Origin of the sequence: Photobacterium nomapromontoriensis (genome assembly GCF_050336815.1) — a bacterium.
In the GTDB taxonomy this organism is placed as follows: Bacteria; Pseudomonadota; Gammaproteobacteria; order Enterobacterales; family Vibrionaceae; genus Photobacterium; species Photobacterium nomapromontoriensis.
On record NZ_JAKJSL010000007.1, the window covers coordinates 1 to 1,938 of the forward strand.

The following is a 1,938-nucleotide window of genomic DNA, read 5'->3' on the forward strand; positions in this document are numbered from 1 at the left end:
AGAAAAAGTCTTGGTATTAAATTATTCGTTGTAGTGCAGATGTGAAAATAAAAATAGATAACAATGGATAAACAATGAAAAAGAAACGACTACTTGGCTTAGGTATGGTGACCGTCATGGTGGCCAGCGCAGGTTATTATTTTACTAAGCCTTATTTTGCAGAAAAAGCTCGCATAGAACTGTTAGCTGAGCAGCTTGAGTGGCGAAGGGGGGATGCTACAGAGTGGATTTATGACACAGATTTTGAATTACCTAAAAGACCTAAAATAGTGGATTGGAATATTGAGAATGTGGCACTTCCTCAGGTGCTATTTACGATTGCCAACCCAGACGATGAGTCACAAGTCAGTTATTGGGCGTTGAATATTGACGGCACTAACCCTCAGCTACTNATTCCTGAAGGYGTGCTRCCACCCACACCTCATAGCGGCACCATCGATTACGGGAAATACATGTCTCGTTCACCGAATGGCCGTTATCTTATTATCCCTCAGGAAGGGGGCACGGTGTTGTATGACTTAGACAACGGTGAAACCACCAAGCTGGGCAAGGTTTCGACATCAATCCATGATGTCATGTGGGATAAAGACAGTACTCAAGTTGTGGTAAAAAAAAGAGATGAACTCATTTTAGTCAAATTAGGCAATAAAAAGGTCATTAACTTTGACGAGGTGAATGGCCCCTTGGCAAGGCGAGCGGCCTCTTATGGAAAAGCTTATATGAACCAGCCCGAACAACAGATATATCTAAGTTTTGACAATCATGTCGCCGGGAATTTCGATTGTGGAATAACGGAAGAGTTCATAGAAACGTTTGGCGACAGAGGCTTGCCGACCTGTGGCAATACCTTTGTTATTGATGCTAAAACATTAAAACTTGTTGACCGTGGTGAATTTACCCCGAATGCATATGATTGTAATGTACGGGGCAGTAAGTTTGCTGATGGTTTTTACTGTTTGGGGAATGAGGGCGGCGGCGTATACCACGCAGGAAGACCTTCCCAAAAAGTAGGTCAACATTTTACGAGCGGTTACATGCTTGGCTTAAATGGCGACGATATGTGGTTCACCGGATACAAGCAAAGAAATATCTACCGAGTGCTAGAAAAGCCAACCGCGAATAGCCCAACCGTTGAAATGACATACACATATCATGCGATGGATGGCAGTAATTACGTGGATAAATCCGGTTATGGCTTTGGCTTTAGCCGCTATGTTCTTGAGCACAGTGATACGGAAAGCTGGAGTGATGCATTATACCCGTTGCCGAGTTACCGCGATCTAGAAAAAGCGAAGGCGGTTTTAGAGGCGCGTAACAATGGCTAGAGCGAAAATCGAGAAAAAGTCTTGGTATTAAATTATTCGTTGTAGCGCAAATGTGAAAATAAAAATAGATAACAATGGATAAACAATGAAAAAGAAACGACTACTTGGCTTAGGTATGGTGACCGTCATGGTGGCCAGCGCAGGTTATTATTTTACTAAGCCTTATTTTGAAGAAAAAGCCCGCATAGAACGGTTAGCGGACCAACTAAGAAAAAATCAAAAAGAGACAAAGGATTGGCTATACCGTTACGATTTTGAAATACCCAGTAACCCTGAGGTGGCGGATTGGAACACCGAGAATGTCAAACTTCCACAAGTGTTATTTACGATTGCCAACCCAGACGATGAGTCACAAGTCAGTTATTGGGCATTAAATATTGACGGCACTAACCCTCAGCTACTGATTCCTGAAGGCGTGCTACCTCCCACACCTCGTAGCGGCACCATCGATTATGGCATCTATATGTCACGTTCACCGAATGGCCGTTATCTTATTATCCCTCAGGAAGGGGGCACGGTGTTGTATGACTTAGACAACGGTGAAACCACCAAGTTGGGCAAGGTTTCGACATCAATCCATGATGTCATGTGGGATAAAGACAGTACTCTACTC

Annotated in this window: 1 pseudogene; it reads left to right on the top strand. The window is 43.4% G+C overall.

Annotated features, from left to right (window positions below):
• Positions 1–1,410: 1,410 nt before the first annotated feature.
• Positions 1,411–1,938: pseudogene (locus tag L4D12_RS00520) on the top strand (hypothetical protein); the annotation flags it as partial.